The 16468-nt window shown below is 72.8% G+C and carries 18 protein-coding genes and 1 tRNA gene; 10 read left to right on the top strand and 9 right to left on the bottom strand.

The features are described 5' to 3' along the window. Nucleotides 1-54: 54 nt before the first annotated feature. Complete coding sequence (locus OU787_RS19190; RefSeq protein WP_268660106.1) at nucleotides 55-2175, top strand: hypothetical protein; 2121 nt, start codon at nucleotides 55-57, stop codon at nucleotides 2173-2175. A 41-nt stretch (nucleotides 2176-2216) separates the two neighbouring features. On the opposite strand, the gene OU787_RS19185 is transcribed toward OU787_RS19190, so the two are convergent. Genes OU787_RS19185 through OU787_RS19175 form a run of 3 tightly spaced genes read right to left on the bottom strand, consistent with a single transcriptional unit; the run spans nucleotide 2217 to nucleotide 2781 of the window. After that, nucleotides 2217-2456: a hypothetical protein gene (locus OU787_RS19185; RefSeq protein ID WP_268660105.1), complete on the bottom strand. Its 240-nt coding sequence runs from the start codon at nucleotides 2454-2456 to the stop codon at nucleotides 2217-2219. Beyond that, a complete protein-coding gene (locus OU787_RS19180) occupies nucleotides 2453-2638 on the bottom strand; it encodes a hypothetical protein (protein ID WP_030459040.1) in 186 nt (61 codons plus the stop codon). The genes OU787_RS19185 and OU787_RS19180 overlap by 4 nt, the downstream gene beginning before the upstream one ends. Beyond that, a complete protein-coding gene (locus tag OU787_RS19175) occupies nucleotides 2635-2781 on the bottom strand; it encodes a hypothetical protein (RefSeq protein WP_268660104.1) in 147 nt (48 codons plus the stop codon). The genes OU787_RS19180 and OU787_RS19175 overlap by 4 nt, the downstream gene beginning before the upstream one ends. A 324-nt stretch (nucleotides 2782-3105) precedes the next feature. Between OU787_RS19175 and OU787_RS19170 the strand changes: the two genes are divergently transcribed. The 4 genes from OU787_RS19170 (at nucleotide 3106) to OU787_RS19155 (ending at nucleotide 4956) form a co-directional block, all read left to right on the top strand. Next, nucleotides 3106-3936 (top strand): helix-turn-helix domain-containing protein, encoded by an 831-nt coding sequence (locus OU787_RS19170; protein ID WP_268660103.1) that lies wholly within the window; start codon nucleotides 3106-3108, stop codon nucleotides 3934-3936. Continuing rightward, nucleotides 3929-4138 carry a DUF397 domain-containing protein gene (locus OU787_RS19165; protein ID WP_268660102.1) on the top strand — a complete coding sequence of 70 codons (210 nt, stop codon included), beginning with the start codon at nucleotides 3929-3931 and terminating at the stop codon, nucleotides 4136-4138. Before OU787_RS19170 ends, OU787_RS19165 begins: the two co-directional genes overlap by 8 nt. A 107-nt stretch (nucleotides 4139-4245) precedes the next feature. After that, the gene (locus OU787_RS19160; protein WP_268660101.1) at nucleotides 4246-4656 is read left to right on the top strand and encodes a hypothetical protein; all 411 of its coding nucleotides are present in this window, start codon (nucleotides 4246-4248) and stop codon (nucleotides 4654-4656) included. 90 nt (nucleotides 4657-4746) lie between these two features. Then, nucleotides 4747-4956 (top strand): DUF397 domain-containing protein, encoded by a 210-nt coding sequence (locus OU787_RS19155; protein ID WP_268660100.1) that lies wholly within the window; start codon nucleotides 4747-4749, stop codon nucleotides 4954-4956. Between the two features lie 563 nt (nucleotides 4957-5519). On the opposite strand, the gene OU787_RS19150 is transcribed toward OU787_RS19155, so the two are convergent. From OU787_RS19150 to OU787_RS19135, 4 genes are all read right to left on the bottom strand, one after another. Next, nucleotides 5520-5753 (bottom strand): DUF397 domain-containing protein, encoded by a 234-nt coding sequence (locus OU787_RS19150; protein WP_268660099.1) that lies wholly within the window; start codon nucleotides 5751-5753, stop codon nucleotides 5520-5522. A 148-nt stretch (nucleotides 5754-5901) separates the two neighbouring features. Beyond that, a complete protein-coding gene (locus tag OU787_RS19145; RefSeq protein ID WP_268660098.1) occupies nucleotides 5902-6741 on the bottom strand; it encodes a helix-turn-helix domain-containing protein in 840 nt (279 codons plus the stop codon). Then, on the bottom strand, nucleotides 6731-7252 hold the full coding sequence (locus OU787_RS19140) for a DUF6879 family protein (RefSeq protein ID WP_268660097.1): 522 nt from the start codon (nucleotides 7250-7252) through the stop codon (nucleotides 6731-6733). Before OU787_RS19140 ends, OU787_RS19145 begins: the two co-directional genes overlap by 11 nt. Beyond that, nucleotides 7236-7451 carry a hypothetical protein gene (locus OU787_RS19135; protein ID WP_030459052.1) on the bottom strand — a complete coding sequence of 72 codons (216 nt, stop codon included), beginning with the start codon at nucleotides 7449-7451 and terminating at the stop codon, nucleotides 7236-7238. Before OU787_RS19135 ends, OU787_RS19140 begins: the two co-directional genes overlap by 17 nt. 193 nt (nucleotides 7452-7644) lie before the next feature. Between OU787_RS19135 and OU787_RS19130 the strand changes: the two genes are divergently transcribed. Further along, a complete protein-coding gene (locus OU787_RS19130) occupies nucleotides 7645-8070 on the top strand; it encodes an NUDIX hydrolase (RefSeq protein ID WP_268660096.1) in 426 nt (141 codons plus the stop codon). Between the two features lie 136 nt (nucleotides 8071-8206). On the opposite strand, the gene OU787_RS19125 is transcribed toward OU787_RS19130, so the two are convergent. After that, nucleotides 8207-8279, bottom strand: a tRNA-Arg gene (locus tag OU787_RS19125). Nucleotides 8280-8950: 671 nt separating this feature from the next. On the opposite strand from OU787_RS19125, the gene OU787_RS19120 reads away from it, so the two are divergent. Next, entirely contained in the window at nucleotides 8951-10858 is a 1908-nt protein-coding gene (locus tag OU787_RS19120; RefSeq protein WP_268660095.1) for an FAD/NAD(P)-binding protein, read from the top strand. Beyond that, nucleotides 10855-12321: a 3-carboxy-cis,cis-muconate cycloisomerase gene (gene pcaB, locus OU787_RS19115; RefSeq protein WP_442788500.1), complete on the top strand. Its 1467-nt coding sequence runs from the start codon at nucleotides 10855-10857 to the stop codon at nucleotides 12319-12321. The genes OU787_RS19120 and pcaB overlap by 4 nt, the downstream gene beginning before the upstream one ends. Before the next feature lie 133 nt (nucleotides 12322-12454). Here pcaB and OU787_RS19110 read toward each other — a convergent pair whose 3' ends face one another. Next, nucleotides 12455-12904 (bottom strand): 4'-phosphopantetheinyl transferase family protein, encoded by a 450-nt coding sequence (locus tag OU787_RS19110; protein WP_268660094.1) that lies wholly within the window; start codon nucleotides 12902-12904, stop codon nucleotides 12455-12457. A 289-nt stretch (nucleotides 12905-13193) separates the two neighbouring features. On the opposite strand from OU787_RS19110, the gene OU787_RS19105 reads away from it, so the two are divergent. Continuing rightward, nucleotides 13194-13994 (top strand): ABC transporter ATP-binding protein, encoded by an 801-nt coding sequence (locus OU787_RS19105; RefSeq protein WP_369794925.1) that lies wholly within the window; start codon nucleotides 13194-13196, stop codon nucleotides 13992-13994. Continuing rightward, a complete protein-coding gene (locus tag OU787_RS19100) occupies nucleotides 13988-16429 on the top strand; it encodes an FtsX-like permease family protein (protein WP_268660093.1) in 2442 nt (813 codons plus the stop codon). Before OU787_RS19105 ends, OU787_RS19100 begins: the two co-directional genes overlap by 7 nt. Nucleotides 16430-16468 lie beyond the last annotated feature (39 nt).

The following is a 16468-nucleotide window of genomic DNA, read 5'->3' as shown; positions in this document are numbered from 1 at the left end:
GCCATCGGGCACCGGGCCGGCCGGGGCCGGGCTGGCAACGTACACCGGGCCTCGTTGTTCTTCGCCGCCCTGATCGTCTTCGTCACTTGCTGGGCCACGGTGAGTTCCACCGTGCTGCACGAGCAGCGTGAGCTGCGCATGACGGCCAGGAACCCCGTCCCCGTCACCGAAGCGGAGCGCGGGTCCGCTGCAGCCCGTTGGTGGGAGCGGCCGGACACCCTGGACGGCCGCGGCATCTCCGTCGTCTTCGTCCAACCCCTGCGCCAGGATGCCCCACCACCCCCCGGGCTGCCCCGCTGGCCCCAGCCGGGAGAGGCGTACCTCTCACCCGCGTTGCTCGCGGCGGACGGCGCCATGGCCGACCGCTACGGGAAGTTCGCCGGGACCATCGCGCACGAGGGCCTCGCCGACGGCGCCGAACTGGTCGTCTACACCACCCCGGCCCGGCCGGGGTTCTTCGACGAGGTCGACGAACGCACCTCCTACATCAGCCGGTTCGGCAACCCCGACCGCGTCTTCTTCTTCATCAGCAGCCACCAGTTCGACCGGGGCGTGGGCGAACTGCTGCTCCTGCTCCTGCTCATGGCCGGCCTCCCGTGCGCGGCCCTCGTCCTGGTCGCGGTCCGCAGCCAGTCCGAGTCCCGCGACCAGCGCCTGTCCGTGCTGGACGCACTCGGGGCACCGACCCGGCTGCGGGCGCTGGTTCTCGCGGGAGAGGCCGCACTGCCGCTCGCGGCCGGCGTCGGGGTCGGCACCGGCCTGGCCGCCGCCGTATCCTTCACGTCCCCGGAGCTGCCGTTCACCGGCTACCGGGTCTGGTCGGAGGACCTTCGCGCGGCCCTGCCCGAACTACCGCTCCTCGCGGTCGGCGTGCTCGCGGTGCTGCTCGCGCTGGTCGTGGCCGCAGGAATCCGCAGGCCGGTGCGTACCGGCACCAGGCCGACCAGGGTGCCGCCCAAGCCCGCCCGCTGGGCGCCGCTGGTCTTCGCAGCCGGACTTGCCGTGGCTGTCTGGGGATCGAGCCACCGCGGAGTCGACGGCCGCGCCGCATTCGTCATCGGAGCGGCGATCACGCTGGTCTCCCTCCCCCACACCGCCTCACAGGTGGCCCGCCGCCTGGGCCGCAGGCTCGCCGACCGCGGAGCCTCCAAGGGGGACGCCGGTCGGCTGATCGCGGGGCGGTGGCTGGCGGCCCGCCCCGCCACCCTGGCCCGTCTCAGTGCGGCCCTGCTCGTCGGCCTGGGCATCGTCACCATCGGCCAAGTCCTGACCACGCAGTTCACCGGCCCCGCGGAGCAGGCCAGGCAACGGTACGAACAGTCGGGTGCTTCCCTCGTCCAAATCCGCTCACGCAACATCCCGGCGACAGCGGACGGCTTCATCGCGGCCGTCGGCCCGTCCCGCACCTTGCTCTACGCACCGCAGCGGGAATCTACCCAGGACATGCCCGAAGTCGCCCTCACCGCCCAGTGCGCGGCACTGGCCGAACTGGGACGGCTTCGGTCCTGCCCGGCGCAGCCCGTTCGCCCAGAAGAGGCGTTCGAGGCCCTCACCCCGCTCGGGCGTCAGGTCTTTCTCGGCGACGAGATGGTCAGCGCGCCGGTGACAACGGTCTGCGGCTGCACCTCCACAGCGACCGGCGGTGACCTCGCGCTCTACGGCTTCCTCGTCCTCAACCACGAGGGTGAAGCTGGTGTCCCCGCGATCGAGCAGGCCGCGTACACCCACCTCATCGGCCCCATGACCTACCGGCCGGGGCAGTCCTGGTTCCTCGGCACCGCCGCACAGGCCGCACAGATCCGTTGGCTGCTCGACGTCGCGCTGCTCGGCCTCCTCGCTCTGGCCCTGGCGGGATCGCTCGGCGCTGCCGGGATCTTCCTGGAGCAGGCCCGGGCACTCGGCCCGCTGGCCTCCTTCCGTGCCGACACCCGGTTCTACCGCGGCATCGCGTTCTGGAACCTCGCTCTCCCCCTGAGTGTCGTGGGGGTGGCCGGGACACTGGTCGCGGCCCTGCTCGGCCGGTTGCTCATCAACCTCGGCAAGGGCGGGACGATGTCCCTGCCCATCCTCTTCCTGGGACTGGCCGTTGTCGCCGCTTCCGGAGCCGTTGTCGCGCTCACCTGCGGCAAGGTCGCAGCGCGGCAGGCAGCCACCTGGCGCCCACGAGCGGACTGAGCAGGTGTCAGGGCCGGGGAAGCACGGAGTTCCCCGGCCCGTCAGGGGAAGCTCCGGTAGACGGCCCACAGCTGCTCCTGGCCGGACCTCCGGCGGTGGCCGAAGCGGTCGGCGGCCTGCAGGACCGAGAGCACTTCGAGGTGGTTGGTCTCCCTGCGGTGGGGCGGCAGTTCGAGGAAGATGCGGATGCCCTCGCCCTCCTCCGCCATCCTGACCTCCACGTCGAGCAGTTCCACCAGCCGGGAGGCCGCCTCCCAGGCCCGGACGGCAGGCTCCGTCACGACTCCTCCGCCACCCGCTCCGGCGGAACGAGTTCGCCCAGCGTGGTGACGCTCTCCCGCCCGTCCCGCAGACTCCGGACGAACACCCCGCAGGCGTGCACCGCCATCACCCGCACGTCCTCGCCCGAACGCCGATCGTGCGCCGACTGCCCCTCCCGGGGCTCCCACCGCTCGCCGCTCACGCGGTCAGCCCCTTCGCCACCACGTACACCCCGTCGCCCGACGACACCGGCCGCACCCCGCAGTCGGCGAACACCCGGGCCAGCACCCGCCGCGACCGCCCGTCGACCAACCGCCCCGTCAGCCGGGCGTACTCCGTGAGCACCTCGGCCAGCACCCGGGCCGTGGCCGCGCTGCACCCCCCCGAGCGAGACGTGGGCCCCCGCGACCAGCCCGCTCCCCCTCGTCACCGGCATCACCCCGGGCTCGGACGGCAGCCCCGCGAGCCGCCACGCCGTCTCCACGGCATCCGCCGCCTCCTCCGCCTCCGCCCGGTGGGCACGCCACCGTGCCGTCTCCTGCTCCAGCTCCGCCATCGTCGCTCCGTACTGTCGACTGCCCGGTTCTCCCCATCAGCGTCGGCATCCGTCGCTACCCTGAACAGGGGCCGCATCCCAGCAAGGGCACTGCCGGAACGGGGACATGACGGATGGTCAGCGGAAAGAACCTCGACCCTGCCTCCTCCCCCAGCGCCTTCTACGGGGCGGAGGTCCGCAGGCTCCGCGAGGAGAAGGGGCTGTCCCAGAGCGGGCTGGGCGAACTGGTCTTCTGCTCGGGCGCGTACATCGGCCAGATCGAGGTCGCGGTCCGGAAACCGCAGGCGGACCTCTCGAAACGACTCGACGCCGCCTTGGAGACGGGTGGCTACTTCGCCCGCCTCTACCCGATGGTGGCCCGCACCCGGCACGCTGCCCACTTCGCGCGGACGGCCGAGCTGGAAGCCCGGGCCGAGACGATCTCCGAGTACGCCCCGACATTGGTCCCGGGGCTGTTGCAAACGCCCGAGTACGCGCGTGCCGTCATCCGTACCGGTCAGCCGTTCGCTCCAGTAGCCGAGGTAGACGACAAAGTAGCGGCCCGACTCGAACGGGCTCGCATCCTGGCCGCCCCAACAGCGCCCTTGTTGTGGATGATCCTCCACGAAGCAGTACTCCGGACACCTGTCGCCGATGGGCCCGTGATGGCCAATCAGCTGCATCACCTCCTGGCACTGGCAGAAGCGGGAAAGCTCCTCGTCCAGGTCATGCCGTTCAGTGCCGGAGCGCACGCCATGGCAGCGGGTTCGATCATCCTGATGACATTCGCGGAAGACCCGCCCGTGGCATACGTCGAGGGCCCGTACTCAGGCCAGTTGCTTGACGATCCGGCCATAGTTGTCCGTTGCCAGAGGTCATACGATCTAGCCAGGGCCGTCGCGCTGTCGCCGGAGGCGTCCCTGGCCCTGATCGAATCGGCGGCGGAGGAATACGCACATGAGTGAAGCGACCGATCTCAGCACCTCCACCTGGCGCAAGTCGTCCTACAGCGGCAGCGACGGCGGAAACTGCATCGAGGTGGACGACGCCAACCCCGGCACCGTCCGCGACTCCAAGGACCCCGACGGCCCCCGCCTCACCTTCACCGCCCACACCTGGCAGACCTTCGTCGCCAGCGTCAAGGCAGGCCACTACCGCCACGCATGATGTCCCATCAGCTCCAACAAGGCCCCGGCTGAGTTCCCGCCGGGGCCTTCACGTCACGGCCCCGGCTGTGATCGAGTTGCCGGGCGTGTTCGAGTGAGGACGGCGCAGTGGACGAAGACGAGTGGCTGCAGCGGTACGGGCTGCACCCCGACACCGGGCAGCTCGACGAAGTCCGTCAGCTCCTGCGGGAGCAGACCGACGCCGAACGCCGCGCCCAGGGCCGGGGCGACACGGCGCTGATGAAACTGTGCTGCGTCCAGCTCTTCACCGCCGCCGTACCCGACGACGTCCTGCTCATCTGGCAGGCCAAGACCGCAAGCATGGACGCCGACGCGTCGATCGAGATCCACCTGCTCTGCGGCGGCGGACTGGCCGCCACCAAGGACCACTTGGCAGCCGACCGGTCCGCACCGGCTCGGGCCGCGCTCCGACGCCTGCTCGCGTGCGAGGAGGCGGGCGACTTCGAGGACTTCTCGGTGGCCCGGCAGACCGCCGCCTACGCCTCCTACTACGCGTAGCTCGCGCGGCGCGGTGGATCCAACCATCGGAGAACCGGGTAGACGACCAGCACGAGTCCGACTCTCCACCAGCACCGGAGGAACACGCACATGAGCCGCCCCCTCGCCCCCGGCACCTCCACCTGGCGCAAGTCGTCCTACAGCGGTAACGACGGCGGAAACTGCATCGAGGTGGACGACGCCAACCCCGGCACCGTCCGCGACTCCAAGGACCCCGACGGCCCCCGCCTCGCCTTCACCGCCCGTACCTGGCAGACCTTCATCGCCAGCGTCAAGGCGGGCCACTACCCGAGCGTGTGACGTCCCGCCAGGTCCGGCAACGCCCCTTCCCTTCCCTCAGGTGAGTGCAACCGGACAGGGCATGGTGGGGGTGTTTCGCTGGTGGGGCCGGCGGGGGTGCGGGGGCAGGAGACGGCGGCCACGGTGCGGAGTTGTCGGCCCGGGGTCCAGTAGGTCCAGATCGTGTCGTGGGGGTGGGCGGCGAGGAAGGTCCGGGCGTGTTGCAGTCGGACGGCCGGGGGGAGGTCGGTGTCCAGGGCGGGGGTGTCGGCGAGTTGCCGGCCGAGCCAGTCCAGGACTTCGGCCGGGTCGTGGGTCGTGAGCCTGATGTGGTCCGCCGGTTTGGCCAGCCAGTGCACGACCTCCAGCGGCGGGACGGGGCTCGGCCGCACCGGCCGCCGGCCGTTCTGCGGTTCGGGGGGCCGCCGGTCCCTGTCCTCGGGGCGTTTGCTGCCCGTCCACGTGTAGCCGTGCCAGTGCGGTGCGGGCCTTACCCGGTGGTCCATGCGCGCCTACCCTGATCGGGGGCGGGTCCTCGCTCCCGGTTGCGTCGGGAACGAAGGCCCGCCCGTCCGCTGCGTGTGTCAGACGGCGGTGTCGAAGCGGTCCGGGTCGATGCCGGCTGCCGCCAACTCGGCGGTGCTGAACCTCAGTTGCAGGCCGGGCCGCTTGGTGTCGCCCATCACCCACAGGCCCCCGGCCACCCCGGGCACCTCCGTCAGCGTCGGGCACGTCTCGTGGTCCGACTGCTGGTTGCCGCCGCACGCCTTGAAGGCGGTCAGCCCGGGCGGGATCTCCAGCTCGTACAGGTCGCTCACGGTGCTGCCTTCCCGTTCGATCCTGCGGGGAAGCCGTCCCCGCACGGCGGTGCGCCGGGACTGGGTCATCAGGTCCGGTACCGGCGTCCGAACGGCAGTCAGGCTAGGAGAATTCCGGCGCGGTAATCAACGACATTCCCGCCCGCGACTAAAGATCTCCACGGCACATGTCCGACCACTCGGACAGCCTGGCCCTTGCCTCGTCGCCGAACAGTGCGCAGCGCTCGTAACCGGTAAATTCGTCGAGATAACTCCGCACATCGCGTGGATCCCGAAACACCATGGCGCCGGTCGAAACCTCCACCGTGGCCATCCTGCTGTCATAGACCGTGAAAGTGTTCAGCGGGCAACTGGGAAGGTACCCGCCGATCGGGATCACACCGAGCCGGACACTCGGCAGACGGCTCAGCGACGCCAGGTGGTCGATCTGGACCGCCATGGCGGCCGGTCGGAGGATCGGCCACCTGACGGCCTGCTCGGTCAGGACGAACGTGAAGGATTTCGACCGGTCGTAAAGGACCGCCTGCCGGTCCAGTTTCCTGGCAATGGCTCTGCTGTGGTCGCCGGGGATATGGGCCAGCGTGGCCTTGACGTAGTCAGGGGTCGAGAGCAGGCCCGTGATCATCGAGAGCAGAAAGAACCTGAATTCACGTGCTGACTTCTCGAGTTCCGCCAGTTCGGCCTGCTTCTTGTCCAGTCCCTTCCGGCGGAGGTTTCGGGCGTCCTGCCATTCGGTGTTCGCGATCCTCGCCAGCGCCACGATCTCCGCCACCAGCGATGACGGCGCGTTCAGCGCGCGCAGGATGCGCTCCACGTCGACCGGTGAGGGCGTTGCCCTGCCGGTCTCGATCTTGCTGATTTTCGACTGCGACATGCCGCAGCGCAGAGCGAGCCGGTCGCCGCTCAGACCGGCCTGCCTCCGCAGTGTTCGCAGTGTCTCTGCCAGGTCCGCCTTGCTCCGACCCAGATCCGTCGGCTCAAATGTCAAGCCCGCTCACGTACTCCACGAACGGAACCGATTCGGCGACCGCGATCCGCTGGTACTCGACGAACGGCGCGAGGTCGCCCTCGTAGACCTCGCGGCTGATCTGTCGTCCGTCCGACTCGTAGTTCATCAGGACCACGGCCTCCCGGTCGAAGAACCAGTAGTCCTGGACCCCTTCGAGCGGATTCTCCCGTCCCGTCACGTCGAGGATGCGGATCTCTTCGCCGGCTCGGGCGCTGTGCGCGTAGTAGCGCTGGAATTCGAACCGCAGGTAGTCCGACAGGGGGCGGGAGACGACGTGGACCCGCCCGAGCGTCCTCCCGTTCTCCCGGTGGCCGCGGATCAGCCCCGTCCAGTAGTCCTCGAAGGGGCCGGCGAAGCGCTCACCCGAGAGGAATCGCTGGAATTCTTCGGCTTCTTGCGGCATTCGGTACTCGGGCAGGGTCTCAAGCCGCCACGCCTCCGAACGGAAGTCGCGGAACTTGGCCTGCCACTCCTCACCATCCAAGAACACGAACGGCCTCCCGCAGCACGCTCTCGGGGATTTCGACCAGGCCCTCTCCCTCGGGCGGCGCGAAGCCGTCGAACACGTCCCCCTGCACGACGAACGAACCCCGGTCCGTGGCGTAGACGTTCGGGCAGTCGTTCTGGCCGCACTCACCGGACCCGCTGCCCGTGGTGGTGAGCCGCGTGAGCCCAGGCTTGTCCGCCATGGTGAACCCCCTTGCGCGTGGCCCTGGTTGGGCCGGACATGATCGACGCTACGCAGCTCGGGCGGCCCGGTCCACGGAGGCGCGGAAATATTCCTGTCCGCGAATAAACGATCTCCGCAGGCGGCGGCCGTCCGCCGGACGTTGGTCGGTACGATCTTCCGGCCCGTCCTGGCCGCCGTGGAGGAGCCGCAGCATGGCCGAGCAGACCGACAGACCAGGTATTGCCGCCGCCGTCATCGTGCGGGACGGTCGCGTCCTGATGGTGCAGCGCCGGGTGGAGGAAGGCGAGTTGTCGTGGCAGTTCCCGGCCGGTGAGATCGAGGCCGGCGAATCGCCGGAGGCGGCTGCTGTCCGCGAGACCGCGGAAGAGGTCGGCCTGACGGTGCAGGCCACCCGGGTGCTCGGGGAGCGCGTGCATCCGAAGACCGGGCGCCGGATGTCGTACGCCGCCTGCGAGGTGGTGGAAGGCACCGCCGCGGTGGTCGACACCGAGGAGCTGGCCGAGCTGGCGTGGATCACTCACGGGCAGATCGCCGCGTTCGTGCCGTACGGCTTGTTCCCGCCGGTGCAGGCGTACTTGGACACCGAGATGCGGCGGGGGAAGGACCGCTCGGGCTGAACTCGTGAGGGCGTCGGGCGGGGCGGGGACGGCGGGCTCCGGCTCGGACGGCGGGAAAGGCGCCGCCGACGGCGAACGGACGCCGGACGCGCAGAAGCCCCCCGGCCGGGTGGGCGGGGGGCTTCTGGGCTCGCTGTGCCCCAGACAGGAATCGAACCTGCGACACCGGCTTTAGGAGAGCCGTGCTCTATCCCCTGAGCTACTGAGGCGGGGCCTGCCGAGAATGTTGCCAGAAAACCGGAACAGAAGTCTCTGGTGACAAGGGCAGACCGATGACAGCCTAGCGGATGCGGCCAGTGCCCTGCCGTACTCCTCGGCCGGCCTCCCGGGCACGGCTGCGACCTGCAGGTACGCCGTGCAGACCGTCGGTCCGAGGACTGCGGTCGACGCCGAGCTCGTGACAGCACCGACCGGCGCCCCCGCGACCCGGCCCGACCTGCCCCGGCCCGCCCCGGTCCGGTCCGTGGTGTCTCGGCCTGTGGTTCCCCCTTGCCGCAGCGACCCCCCGCACCCGCGGTGGCGCTGCGTCGGCCGCGTTGCCCCAACGGGCTGCGGCTCGGCGGCCGCCTACCGTTCGAGCACGTCAAATACCCTTTCGGGCAAGGGAGTTCGAGGCCACATTGACGGAGGAGCAGCCCGCTGGCCATACTCCAAAAGGTCTGGACCAAGCACGGTTGACGGCACACCCTCTCCACCCGCACCTTGCAAGATTTCCGCAGCAGGTACACAAGGACAAGAGGGAGCCCCTGATGGGGAACATCTGCACGACTCCGGCGGAGCCGGAAGTCCACCCGGATCGCCGGACGGTCCTCGGAGCGCCCCGCACCGGACCCGCGGCGGACCGCGCCGTACCGGCCGGCCGGGCGTGGTGACGCCGGACATGACGAGGACCCGTATGCGAGTGGCCCTGGTGGGCGCCGGCCCCCGCGCCCTGTCCGTGCTGGAACGGCTCTGCGCCAACGAGCGGGCCGCCCCGTCCCGGCGCCCGCTGACCGTGCACCTGATCGACCCGGACCCGCCGGGGGCGGGCGCGGTCTGGCGCACCGACCAGTCACGGCACCTGCTGATGAACACCGTGGCCTCCCAGGTCAGCGTGTTCACCGACGACAGCGTGCGGATCGACGGCCCGGTCGAACCCGGACCGAGCCTGTACGAGTGGGCCCGGTCGCTCTCCGGGGCCGAGCCCGAAGTGCTCGCCGAGGCAGCCGCGTTGGGCCCGGACTCCTACCCCACCCGGGCCTTCTACGGCGCCTACCTGCGGGCCGTGTTCCAGCGGCTGGTCGAGCGCGCCCCGCGGCACGTCGCGGTCCGGGTGCACCGCTCCCGGGCCGTCGCCCTCACCGGTGGGGAGGAGACGCAGCAGGTCCGGCTGGCGGACGGCAGCACGGTCGGCGCCCTGGACGCGGTGGTGCTGGCCACGGGGCACGTACAAACCGTGCTCGGCCCGGAGGAGCGGCGGCTGGCCGACTCGGCGGCGGCGCTGGGGCTGGGCTACTTCCCGCCGGGCAACCCGGCCGACGCCGACCTGAGCACCGTGCGGCCGGGTGAGCACGTCCTGCTGCGCGGCCTCGGGCTGAACTTCTTCGACCACCTCGCGCTGCTGACCGAGGGCCGGGGCGGCGCCTTCACCCGTGAGGACGGCCGCCTCGTCTACCGCGCCTGCGGCAAGGAGCCGGTGCTGTACGCGAGTTCGCGGCGCGGCGTGCCCTACCAGGCCCGCGGCGAGAACCAGAAGGGCCCCTACGGACGCCACTTCCCCCAGTTGCTCACCGCCGAGCACGTCAACGAGCTCCGCCGGCGCGGCATCCCGCTCGACTTCCGCCGCGACCTGTGGCCGCTGATCGCCCGCGAGGTGGAGGGCGTGTACTACGGGGCGCTGCTGGACGCCCGCGACCGCGCGGCCGACCGGGAGCCGTTCACCGAGCTCTACCTGGCGGCCGAACTGCCGGAGCGGCGGGCCGAACTGCTGCACGCGTACGGCATCGACCGGGCGGACCACTGGGACTGGGAGCGGCTGTCCCAGCCGTACGCGGACCGGGAGTTCGGCGACCGGGCGGAGTTCCGGTCCTGGCTGCTGGAGTACCTCTCCCAGGACCTGTCGGAGGCCCGGACGGGCAACCTCCGGGGCCCGCTGAAGGCGGCGCTGGACGTGCTGCGCGACCTGCGCAACGAGATCCGGATCGCCGTCGACCACGGCGGCCTGGACGGCGACTCGCACCGCGACGACCTGGAGCGCTGGTACACCCCGCTCAACGCGTTCCTGTCGATCGGCCCGCCGGCCTCCCGGATCGAGCAGATGATCGCGCTGATCGAGGCGGGCGTGCTCGAACTCACCGGCCCCGGGACCACGGTGAGCATCGACGCCGGCCGGCGGGCCTTCGTCGCCCGCTCCGGCCGGGTGCCGGGGCCGCCGGTCCTGGCCACGGTGCTGATCGAGGCCAGGCTGCCCGAACCCGACCTGCGCCGGACCGCCGACCCGCTGCTGCGGCACCTGCTGGACACCGGCCAGGCCGCCCCCTACCGGGTGCCGGGCACCGGCGGCCACGAGACCGGGGGGCTGCACGTGACCGCCCGCCCGTACCGGGTGGTCGACGCCGGAGGACGGGTGCACCCGCGCCGGTTCGCCTACGGCGTGCCCACCGAGGGCGTGCACTGGGTCACGGCCGCCGGCATCCGTCCCGGGGTGGACTCCGTGACCCTGGGCGACTCGGACGCGATCGCCCGCGCCATACTTGCGCTCCGGCCCGCGGGGCACCGGGAAGCCGACAGGATAGGAGCCAGCGCGTGACATCCGAGACCGTGCCGTCCGAGGCGGGAACGGAGGCCGAGGCGGAAGCGGAGGCCCGGGCGGGAGCGGAGGCCGAGGCGGAAGCGGATACCGGACTGCTCTCGCCGGTCCGGGCCGGCACCCCGGTGGAGGCCGCCGTCGGCGACCGCGCCTGGCTCCAGGCGATGCTGGACGCCGAGGCCGCGCTGGCCCGGACGCAGGCCGGACTCGGCGTGGTGCCGGGCCCGGCGGCCGAAGCGATCACCGCCCTCGCCCGGGTCGAGAACTTCGACGTCCGGGCGCTCGCCCTGGCCTCCCGGGAGACCGCCAACCCCGTGGTCGGCCTGGTCCGGGCGCTGACCGAGCTGGTGGCGGCCGAGCACCCGGAGGCGGCGGAGTACGTCCACTCCGGCTCGACCAGCCAGGACATCCTGGACACCGGGGCGATGCTGGTCGCGTCCCGCGCGCTGCGGATCATCCGGGCGGACCTGGGCCGGGTGGCCGAGTCGCTCGCCGCCCTGGCCGCGGCGCACCGTTCCACCCCGATGGCGGGGCGCACCCTCGCCCTCCAGGCCGTGCCGACCACCTTCGGCCTGAAGGCCGCCGGATGGCGGCAGTTGGTGCTGGACGCCGACCACCGGCTGGCGCTGGTCGAGCGGAGCGGCCTGCCGGTCTCGCTGGGCGGCGCGGCCGGCACCCTGGCCGGGTACCTGGAGAACGCCCTCGCGGCCGACCCGGCGACCGCCGACGACCCGGCCGCCTACCTGGAGCGCCTGGTCGACGCCTTCGCCGCCGAGACCGGCCTGGCCCGGCCGGTCCTGCCCTGGCACGCGCTGCGGACCCCGCTCGCCGACCTGGCCGCCGCGCTCGCCTTCACCACCGGGGCGCTCGGGAAGATCGCGGTCGACGTGCAGGTCCTGACCCGGACCGAGATCGGCGAGGTCGGCGAGCGGCCGGTGGCCGGGCGCGGCGCCTCCTCGGCCATGCCGCACAAGCAGAACCCGGTGCACTCGACGCTGATCCGCAGCGCCGCGCTCCAGGTCCCGGTCATCGCGGCCGGTCTGACGCAGTGCCTGGTCACCGAGGACGAGCGCTCCGGCGGCGTCTGGCACGCCGAGTGGCAGCTGCTGCGCGAGGCCCTCCGGCTGACCGGCGGCGCCGCGCACACCGCCGTGGAGCTCGCCGACGGCCTGCAGGTGCGGCCCGAACGGATGGCGGCGAACCTCGCCCTGACCGGTAGTCAGATCGTCTCCGAACGCGTCTCCGCCGTCCTCGCCCCCCTGCTCGGCCGGGCGGCCGCCCGCGCGCTGTCCTCCCGGGCCGCCGCGACCGCCGCGGACACCGGCCGGGAGCTCGCCGACGTCCTCGCCGGACTCCCCGAACTGAAGGAGCTGTTCACCCCGGAAGCACTGGCGGCGCTCTGCCGCCCCGAGGACTACCTCGGCGCGGCCGGACCCCTGGTCGACCGGGCCCTGCGCCCCTGACCCGTCGCCGGCCCGCCGCGCCCCCGCCTCCGCCCCCGCCCCCGGGCCGCCGACCGGCGGGGGCGGAGCAACGGGCGCGGCCCCCGGAGGGGGTTCCCGGGGGCCGCGGTGTTTCCGGTGGTGGTGCGGGGGGTCAGCTCCAGTCGTGGGTGTTCGGGGAGGCGACGGCGGTGACGGTCGGGGCGGTCAGCTCGGGGTCGATCCGGGGCTCGGCCTCCAGGTCGACGCCGAGCGGGCGGTCCTCGCTCACGCCGAGCAGCCAGAAGCCGTCCGCGCGGGAGAGGTTGAAGGTCAGCCGGGTGGCGGGCCAGACCACGGCGGGCGGGCCGTGGGCCGGGTCGGCGCACTCCGGGCAGAGGGTGCGGCCCGGCCGCACCTCCCCGGCCTCGACGCCGAGGTAGCCGCCCAGGATCCGCCGCAGCCCGACGTGGGCGGCCGCGCAGGAGGCCGCGGCCCGGTCGCGCAGCAGGCGGACCCGGTTGCGCTCGGCGCTCGACAGCACGGCCGGGCCGCGCTCGTCGACGTCCTCCGGAACGCCCAGCCAGATGTCGGCGGCCCCGGCCGGGAAACGCTGTTGGCTCACTTCCTCACCCCTGTCCAGCGAGGGCGGTGCCTCGGCGGCCCACCGGTCTCGCAAGCCGGTTCGAACAGCGGCCAGCCTGGTGAGCGGGGCTATACGGGCGCTATCGGGCACCCATCGCACCGGGGGCCGCGGGGGCCGGCCCGGGGGACGGGCGCGAAGCGGCCGGATCCATGGATGCGGTATAGCCCGGTGCCGTAGAAGTAGGAGCCGCGTGCTTTCCGGTCAGGTCCGGGGTACGCCGGCCCGGAGCGCCCCAGCGGGCTGACGCACTTCTACCAAAGGCGGAAATGTGTTCGACAAGAAGAGCGGCGGGCCCGACGCCCCGCTGACCGGCTCCGCCGTCGTCAGCCTGTCCGCGGCACGCAAGAGCTACGGCACCGGCGACAGCCGGGTCACCGCACTGGACGACGTCACCCTGGACTTCCCGGCCGGGACCTTCACCGCGATCATGGGCCCCTCCGGCTCCGGCAAGTCCACCCTGCTGCAGTGCGCGGCCGGCCTGGACCGGGTCGACTCCGGGCGGGTCTCGCTGGCCGGCGCGGACCCGGCCGGCATGTCCGAGAACGCCCTCACCAAGCTCCGCCGGGACCGGATCGGCTTCATCTTCCAGTCGTTCAACCTGATCCCGGCGCTGACCGCCCGGCAGAACGTCGAGCTGCCGCTCAAGCTGGCCGGCGTGCGCCCCGACCCTGCCGAGGTCGAGAAGGTCCTCGCCGGGGTCAACCTGACCGGCCGCGCCGGGCACCTGCCCAGCGAGCTGTCCGGCGGCCAGCAGCAGCGGGTGGCGATCGCCCGCGCCCTGGTGACCCGCCCCGAGGTGCTGTTCGCCGACGAGCCCACCGGCGCCCTGGACACCCGCACCTCGCGCGACGTGCTGGCCCTGCTGCGCCGGATCGTCACCGAGAACGGGCAGACCATCATCATGGTCACCCACGACCCGGTCGCCGCCTCCTACGCGGACCAGGTGGTCTTCCTCGCCGACGGCCGGGTGGTCGACAAGATCACCGGCCCGACCGTGGAGGCCGTGGCGAACCGGATGGCGCACCTGGAGCCCGAGGACGCGACCGACCTGGAGGGCACCCCGTGCTGAGCATCGCCCTCGCCACCGTCCGCACCCGCTGGGTGAGCTTCGTCGGCGCGTTCATCGCGCTGGCGCTCGGCACCGGCATGATCGCCATGATGGCGCTCGCCCTGACCGCCACCATCGGCACCCCGCACGAGGGCCCGCAGCGCTTCGCCAAGGCGCAGACCGTGGTGGTCCCCGCCGACCCGCGCGGCGACCCGATGGAACTGCCCGCCGCGCTCCCCGACACCGCCGCCGCCAAGGCCGCCGCGGCCGGCGCAGTGGTCGAGGACCGCACCTTCGACGCCCCGTGGAAGGGCGGCCCGTCCGACGCGGTCGGCCACGGCTGGTCGTCCGCCGCGCTCACCCCCTACGCGCTGAGCGCCGGCCGGGCCCCGGCCGCCCCGGACGAGGTGGTGCTGACCGGCGCCGCCGCCGACCGGGTCGGCGGCACCGTGCTGGTCTCCACCCCGGCCGGCCCGCACCCGTACACCGTCACCGGCGTCGCCCCGGCGACCTGGTTCGAGGACGCGGTGTTCTTCACCGACACCGAGGCCGCCCGGCTCTCCCCCGCCGTCAACGCGCTCGCCGTGGACGGCGGCGCCGCCGCCGTGCGCTCGGCCCTCGGCGCGGGCCCGCTGGTGCTGTCCGGCGCCGACCGCCAGCAGGCCGACCCGGACCCGTCCGGCGGCGCGGACGCCCTGATCAACGCCCAGTCGATGGCCGCGACCACCGGCGGCATCGCGGTCTCGGTCGCGGTGTTCATCGTGATCGCCACCTTCGCCTTCGTGGTCGAGCAGCGCAGCCGCGAACTGGCGCTGCTGCGGCTGGTCGGCGCCACCCCGAAGCAGGTCCGCCGGATGGTGGTCGCCGAGGCCGGGCTGGTCGGCGTGGCCGCCGCCCTGGTCGGCTGTGTGCTGGGCCCGATCGGCGCCGGCCGGCTGAACAGCTGGATGCTGGACAACGACGTCGCCCCGAGCTGGTTCCACATCGGCCTCAACCCGGTCCCGCTGGTGATCGCCTTCCTGATGGGCGTCGGCTCGGCGCTGCTCGGCGCGGCCGCCGTCGCGGTGCGCGCCTCCCGGGTCCGCCCGGTCGCCGCGCTGCGCGACGCCGCCGCCTCCAGCCGGGCGATGACCCGGGTCCGCTGGGTGCTCGGCGTCGGCCTGCTGGTCGCCGCCGTCGCCACCGGCTGGAGCATCGCGGGCGACAGCCCCACCTACGCGGTCAACCCGCGCAAGTACGGCATGGTCCCGCTGCTGTACGTCGGCGGCCTGGCGCTGCTCGCCCCGGTGCTGCTGCGGCCGGTCGCCCGGATCGCCACCTGGCCGCTGTCCCGGTTCGGCGCGGGCCCGCTGATCGTCCGGCAGAACACCCTGAACGGGCGCCGCCGCACCGCCGCCACCGTCACCCCGATCGTGGTCGCGGTCGGCCTGACCGCCGCGATGATCTGCATGCAGGCGGCCGGCGACCACACCAAGATCGACCAGGTCCGGCAGCAGACCCGGGCCGACTACCTGGTGCTGCCCGCCGCGGGCAAGACCCTGGACCGCTCGGCGACCGCGGCCCTGGCCGACCTGCCGGGCGTGCGGGCCGACGTGGTCTCCTCCGCGCACGTCTACATCGGCACCGAGGACGGCCAGGTCGTCGACTCGCTGAACGGCCAGGCCGTCGCCCCGTCCTCGCTCGGCGCGAACGGCGTCCTGCACCCCCGGGTGCTGGAGGGCTCGGTCGACGACCTCGGCGACGACTTCATCGTGGTCGACCGGAAGACCGCCGACGGCAACGACCTGGTGCTCGGCCAGACCCTCACGGTGTGGATGCCCGACGACACCTCCACCAAGCTGCGGATCGCCGCGATCGTCCAGACCGGCCTGGCCGGCGACGACACCTACCTGTCCGCCGCCAAGGCCTCCGGCGCCCGCCCCGCCCGCGCCTGGCTGCGCTTCGACGCCGGCGCCACCCCCGACTCGGTGGCCGCCGCGCTCAAGAACCAGGCCGTCCGGGTCGCCCCCGTCCCGGTCTACTACGACACCCTGAAGGCCAAGCTCAAGGAGGACACCAGGACCGCCGCCACCGTCATCCTCGGCATCTCGGTCGGCTACTCGCTGATCTCGGTGGCCAACACCCTGGTGATGGCCGCCGCCGGCCGCCGCCGCGAACTCGCCTCGCTCAACCTGGCCGGCGCCACCCGCGGCCAGATCCTGCGGGTGATCGCCGCCGAGGCGCTGCTGGCCACCGTGATCGGCACCATCCTGGCCGCGGTGGCCGGCGCGGCCGTGATCCTCACCCAGCGGCTGTCGCTGACCAAGCTGGTCGACGGGGCGGCGACCGTGCTGCCCTGGGGCTCGACCTGGCAGGTCGTGGTGCTGTGCGCGGTGACCGCGGTGACCGCCGCCGTGCTGTCCGCCCGGCACACCACCCGCGGCCGGGCCGTCGAACTGGCCGGCACCCGCGACTGACCGCCCGCCCGGCCCGGCACCCCCGGACGCCGCCGCCCG

Source organism: Kitasatospora sp. YST-16 (genome assembly GCF_026802215.1).
Lineage (GTDB): Bacteria > Actinomycetota > Actinomycetes > Streptomycetales > Streptomycetaceae > Kitasatospora > Kitasatospora cineracea.
This window is presented reverse-complemented; position numbering and strand designations above follow the sequence as displayed.

What these genes read in the sequence shown, in the direction of transcription:
- OU787_RS19170 (WP_268660103.1), top strand. Translation starts at nt 3,106, where the DNA reads ATGGTCAGCGGAAAGAACCTCGACCCTGCCTCCTCCCCCAGCGCCTTC.
- OU787_RS19165 (WP_268660102.1), top strand. Translation starts at nt 3,929, where the DNA reads ATGAGTGAAGCGACCGATCTCAGCACCTCCACCTGGCGCAAGTCGTCC.
- OU787_RS19155 (WP_268660100.1), top strand. Translation starts at nt 4,747, where the DNA reads ATGAGCCGCCCCCTCGCCCCCGGCACCTCCACCTGGCGCAAGTCGTCC.
- OU787_RS19135 (WP_030459052.1), bottom strand. Translation starts at nt 7,451, where the DNA reads ATGGCGGACAAGCCTGGGCTCACGCGGCTCACCACCACGGGCAGCGGG.
- OU787_RS19130 (WP_268660096.1), top strand. Translation starts at nt 7,645, where the DNA reads ATGGCCGAGCAGACCGACAGACCAGGTATTGCCGCCGCCGTCATCGTG.
- OU787_RS19120 (WP_268660095.1), top strand. Translation starts at nt 8,951, where the DNA reads ATGACGAGGACCCGTATGCGAGTGGCCCTGGTGGGCGCCGGCCCCCGC.